The following is a 4,813-nucleotide window of genomic DNA, read 5'->3' as shown; positions in this document are numbered from 1 at the left end:
CGCCGACGCCGGCGTCGTCGACGGCGCGTTCGAGCTCGGAGACGTGGTCGACCTCGGCGAAGGCCGCGCTGTCGCCCCGCTTCTTCGCGAGCAGCGCGGCGCGGGCCTCCCGGGCCGCTTCGCGGTCGTCGGACTCGAAGAAGTGCTTGAGCTTCGCCGTCCGGTGGGTCTTCCCGCAGCGCGAGCACCGCGCGGTCTCGCTCGACCGGGGGTCACAGAGGAGCCACAGGTTCGCACACTCGTTACAGCCGACGACCGCGTACATACCGTCCGGTTCGGCGTCCCCGGATTTGAACCCTCGGCTACGTCGGGCCGAGGAGGGTTCGGACGGTAGAAGGATCCGGACGAACCGAGCCGGGTATTGGGCCCCTCAGTCGCGGTCGCCGGGCGGGTTCTCGATGGCGCGCGCCGCGGCGAGCATCTCGTCGTGGAGGTGTCCGTTCGAGGCGACGATCCCGGGCGAATCGTGTCGCCAGCGGTTCCCCTCGAGGTCGGTCACGCGCCCGCCGGCCTGCCGGATCATGAACACGCCGGCGACGGAGTCCCACGGGGCCGCCCGCAGGTTCGCGAGCGTTCCCTCCAGCCCGCCGGCGGCGATGGTGGGGAGAACGACCTGGGCGGCGCCCAGCCGCCGCATGTCGTGGAACCGCCGGACGATCGCCTCGCAGGCGTTGGCGTACTCGTCGCGGGCGTCGAACCCCCACCAGAGCGTCAGGCCGACGGTCGTGCGCCGCGGATCGGCCACGTCGCTGACCGCGATCGGGTCGCCGTTGCGGTACGCGCCGTCGGCGTCGGCGGTGTAGACGTCGTCGAGAGCGGGACAGACCGTGGCGGCGGCGACCGGTTCGCCGTCGACCACGGCCGCCACCACGGTCCCCCAGATGGGGATGTCGCGGACGTAGTTGCTGGTGCCGTCGATCGGGTCGATCACCCACGCCGCGCCCGTCTCGGGGACGGTCTTGCGCGCGTCCTCCTCCTCGCCGACGATCGCGTCGTCCGGGAACGACTCGCGGATCGACTCGATCACGACGCGCTGGGCGGCGCGGTCGGCCTCGGTGACCACGTCCGTCTCGTCTTTCGTCTCGACGGGAATGTCGCTCCGGAAGTGCTCGTGGGCGACGCGTCCACCGGCCCGCGCCGCGCGCTCGGCGACGACGACACGCTCGTCTGCGTCGGTCATGGTCGCCGTCGGAACGCCCGCGACGTATACGCGTCGATCCGCCGACTCGTCGATCTCGGAACCCGGTCGATCCGTCGACGGGCCGTGCGGCGAGGATTAACTCGATTCCGAATCCGAGTACACTTAAGTGGGTCGGACGGGTATCACCGGGTATGGAACCGAACGAAGCGGTCCGTCAGCTCGAGTACGCCATCGACGCCTCCATCGACGAGATCGGCCAGCGGACGGCCGCCGGCTACCGTCCCACCTTCGAGCGCGTCGCCGAGCGGGCCGACGGCACCGCCGTGTACGCGCTCGCCGGGGCGCTGACCGACAAGATCGTCGAGGGCGACCGGCCGACGCCGGCCGAGGCGAACGCGACCGCGGAGCGCGTCCTCGACGACCGGATGTACACCGACGGCGGCGAGTAGGGTCGCAGGCGCGCTTTTTCGGTCTCGCATTCCTGAAGCGTCCGTTAGCGGAGTGTGTTTCGACTGATTCGGAAGTTTTTATAGTAATTCAGCGGAAGCGTCGATCCGTGTCCCTCCCTCCATTACAGATCCCCGCTGGCCCCGAGTTGTTGATACTCCTCCTGATCCTGTTCATCCTCTTCGGGTTACTCGGTCGATGGGTCTACCGAGATGCGAAATCTCGTGGGAGCGACTGGGCGTGGCAATGGGGCGTCGGTATCGCACTGCTTTTTTTCGCCGGTCTGGTCCCCGGCTTACTCGGGATACTCATCTATGTCACGGTGCGGGACGATCGCGTCGAATCGACACCCTGAGCGTCACACGACGCGCGGAGCCCCTGGCAGCTCGGGACGTGCGGCGGTCTCTCCTGACCGCGACTGAACCAGAGGCTCTCACCTGCTGGGGAGTCGACAGAGCCGCAGGGGGTCGTCGACCGCATCACGACAAGTCGACCCGGTCTCCGACGCCCGGCGCGGTCGCGTCGATCCCGTCTTCTCGGAGTTCGGCCGCGAACCGCTCGCACCGATCGCCGTGGGTCACGAGCACACGCGCGCCGCGGTACGCGTCGACGAAGTCCAGGAGGCCGCTCCGGTCGGCGTGCGCGGAGAAGTCGTACCCTTCGACCTGTGCGCTCACGGGCATCCGGCGCCCGTCGATCTCGGCGCTCCCCGTCTCCAAGAGGTCTCGTCCGGGCGTCCCCTCGACCTGATACCCGGTCATGGCGACCTTGTTCACCGGGTTCGCCCGGATCTCGGGGATGTACGTCATGGCGGGGCCACCCGAGAGCATCCCGCTGGTGGTGATTATCGCCGTCGGCTGGCTCGCGATGCGCGTCCGCTGTCCGTCGCGGCCGGTGACGAACCGGGCGTGGGACTTCGCCCGCCGGAGCGCCTCGGCGTCGCGGACGAACCCGGGATACCGCCGCAACATCTCGGTCACCTCCGTCCCCATCCCGTCGACGTAGCACGGTACGTCGTGCGCCTCGCAGACGAGCAGCATCTCCTGTGTGCGCCCGATCGCGAACGCCGGAACGACGACGGTACCGCCCTCCCAGATCGTCGTTTCGACGCTCTCGACGAACCGTGATTCCACCTCGCTCCGCTCCTCGTGGTGGACGTCCGCGTACGTGCTCTCACAGATCACGGCGTCGGCGGCGGGCCGCGCGGTCGTCCCCGCCACCAGCCGCTGGTCGTCGGTGTGGAAGTCGCCGGTGTACAGGAGCCGCGTGTCGCCGTCGTCGACGAGGACGTGCGCGGAGCCCGGAATGTGTCCCGCGTCGAACAGCGTCACCTCGTAGCCGCCGCGTCGGTCCCGCCGGCGACCGGGAACGGCTCGCCGTACCCGTGCCGCCGCTCGACCTCGCCGAGCCGCGCGACGTGCTCGTCGGCGAAGGGGCACAGCGGGCTGTTGCCGTGCAGTTTCAGGGTGTCGCGCGCCAGGGTCCGGGCGAGGGCCGCGGTCGGCGGCGTCCAGTGTATCGCCGGCCGCCGGTCGCCCTTCAACAGCGCGGGCACCGCGCCGACGTGGTCGAGGTGGCCGTGCGAGACGACGACCGCGTCCGGCTCGGGGTCCCGGACCGGGTACCGCGGCGGGTCCCCCGCCAACAGGCCGTAGTCCAGGAGCAGCGCGTCGTCGACGAGGACCGCGCTCCGTCCGACCTCGCGGGCACCGCCGAGGAACTCGACCTCCATCGGGAGCGCGTAGCCGCCGGGCGCGTTAGTGCTCGTCGGTCCGCGGTCGGGTCGCGGTCGGTCGGGCCGCGATGCGCGTCCGCTGTCCGTCGCGGCCGCGCGGACGGCCGGGGTCAGTCGAGCCGCTCGGCGGCGTCCCGCTCGACGAGCGGGTCGGCGTTCGCGACGGGGAGCGTCACCACGTCCTCGCTCGCGAGGTCGTACTCGCGCTCGTCGACGCCGAAGATCGACCCCACGTCCCGGGTGATCCTGACCGTCGCCCGGTCGGTCGGGGGGTCGTCCGCGGGCCGCCCTTCCGCCGAGGAAGCGTCTCCTGTGGCCGCTGCCGCCGAGTTGCGTCCCGTCGAGGGCTCGTCCGTCTCAACCGCGTCCGGCGCGCCCGGCGGCGCGGGCTCCGGCGGAACGGCGGTCCGGCCGCCGTCCGTCGTGCCGCCTCCGGGGTCGTCGTCTCCCGGATCGCCGTCTCCCGGCCCCTCGCCCGCCGGAACGGCCCCGTCGGCCTGCTCGCCCGGCTCCGCGGCGTCGAGCGCCTCGGCGACCGCGTCGCCCGCACCGCCCATCGCGTCGGCCAACGCCCCGTCGTCTGCTGGATGGTCCTCCGCGAGGTTGGACTCCGCCGGGTGAGACGCCACCGACGGGGACTCCGCCGACTGCTCTCTCGGCGGCGCGTCTGCCGGCTGCGCCGGTGGCGGTGCATCCGTCGTCTCATCCGGCCGCGTTCCCCCGTCCCTCGCGGCTGCGTCGGAGCGCGGCGATCTGTCCGACGGGGCTTCGACCGCGTCGTCCCCGTCCGTCCCGGTCGGGGAGACGACCGTCTCGGTCGATCCGTCGGCCGGCGGGCCATCGGACGGCGAGCCGTCGGCCGGCGCTTCGCCGCCTCCCGTCGTCACGTCGTCGACGGGCGCGTCGCCCGCGAGCACGTCGAGGACCCGCGACTTGTTCTGTGCGATGCGGTCGACGAGGTCGTCGAACAGCGCCCGCTCCTCGGTCGTCATCCCCTCCTCGTCGACCGGCATGTCGGCCGCCGCGAACGACGCGAGCTTGACGACCTTGCCGACGCGCCGCTCGTAGAGCGCCTCGGCGACCTCCTCGGCCGTCTCGACCTCGTCGGAGAGTCGGCGCACGTCGTCGTCCGCGAAGGGGTTGTCGACCTGTTCAGCGCGGCGGTCGCGGGCCGCGCGCAGGTCCGCGACGTACGCGGCCACGTCGTCGTAAAACGAGTCCCGCAGGTGCTGGAGGCTGTCCTTGCGGCGTTCCTTCGCCTGCGCGGATCGGAGCTCGTCGAGGTTCATCGTTCGGGGGCTTTCCGCGCCTCGCCGCGGGCCATCAGGAAGACCCCCGCGAACTCGGGCACGGTGTTTCTACCGGGTTCGACTGTAACGCGCTCACCGTTTAATTCTACCGCCCGATCGGCGTCGGTCTCGATCGCGATCTCGCGGCCGACGAACCGGTCGGGAACCGCGTCGCGAAGCGGGTCGAACCCGTCGAGGTCG

General features: G+C 71.3%; 4 protein-coding genes and 2 pseudogenes. 1 reads left to right on the top strand and 5 read right to left on the bottom strand.

Features of this window, described 5'->3' with window-relative positions; all coding sequences use genetic code 11:
• Together GJ633_RS14140 and GJ633_RS14135 are read right to left on the bottom strand one after the other, a co-directional pair.
• On the bottom strand, positions 1-265 hold a 265-nt coding region (locus tag GJ633_RS14140), incomplete at its 3' end, for a DUF5817 domain-containing protein (protein ID WP_231741366.1).
• Between the two features lie 105 nt (positions 266-370).
• Positions 371-1,180, bottom strand: a complete 810-nt coding sequence (locus GJ633_RS14135) for an inositol monophosphatase family protein (RefSeq protein WP_156589328.1) — start codon at positions 1,178-1,180, stop codon at positions 371-373.
• A 152-nt stretch (positions 1,181-1,332) separates the two neighbouring features.
• On the opposite strand from GJ633_RS14135, the gene GJ633_RS14130 reads away from it, so the two are divergent.
• The gene (locus tag GJ633_RS14130) at positions 1,333-1,590 is read left to right on the top strand and encodes a hypothetical protein (protein ID WP_156589327.1); all 258 of its coding nucleotides are present in this window, start codon (positions 1,333-1,335) and stop codon (positions 1,588-1,590) included.
• 477 nt (positions 1,591-2,067) lie between these two features.
• Here the strand turns inward: GJ633_RS14130 and GJ633_RS14125 are convergent.
• From GJ633_RS14125 to GJ633_RS14115, 3 genes and pseudogenes are all read right to left on the bottom strand, one after another.
• Positions 2,068-3,320 (bottom strand): annotated as a pseudogene (locus GJ633_RS14125) (MBL fold metallo-hydrolase).
• Between the two features lie 113 nt (positions 3,321-3,433).
• Positions 3,434-4,612 (bottom strand): hypothetical protein, encoded by a 1,179-nt coding sequence (locus GJ633_RS14120; protein ID WP_156589326.1) that lies wholly within the window; start codon positions 4,610-4,612, stop codon positions 3,434-3,436.
• Positions 4,609-4,813: pseudogene (locus tag GJ633_RS14115) on the bottom strand (DNA primase catalytic subunit PriS); the annotation flags it as partial. The pseudogene GJ633_RS14115 and the gene GJ633_RS14120, both read right to left, overlap by 4 nt.

The sequence above is a fragment of the Halorubrum sp. CBA1125 genome (assembly GCF_009742825.1).
Taxonomy (GTDB): domain Archaea; phylum Halobacteriota; class Halobacteria; order Halobacteriales; family Haloferacaceae; genus Halorubrum.
Note: the sequence above shows the minus strand (reverse complement) of the source record. Positions and strands in the feature narration are given on the sequence as shown.

What these genes read in the sequence shown, in the direction of transcription:
- GJ633_RS14130 (WP_156589327.1), top strand. Translation starts at nt 1,333, where the DNA reads ATGGAACCGAACGAAGCGGTCCGTCAGCTCGAGTACGCCATCGACGCC.
- GJ633_RS14120 (WP_156589326.1), bottom strand. Translation starts at nt 4,612, where the DNA reads ATGAACCTCGACGAGCTCCGATCCGCGCAGGCGAAGGAACGCCGCAAG.
- GJ633_RS14135 (WP_156589328.1), bottom strand. Translation starts at nt 1,180, where the DNA reads ATGACCGACGCAGACGAGCGTGTCGTCGTCGCCGAGCGCGCGGCGCGG.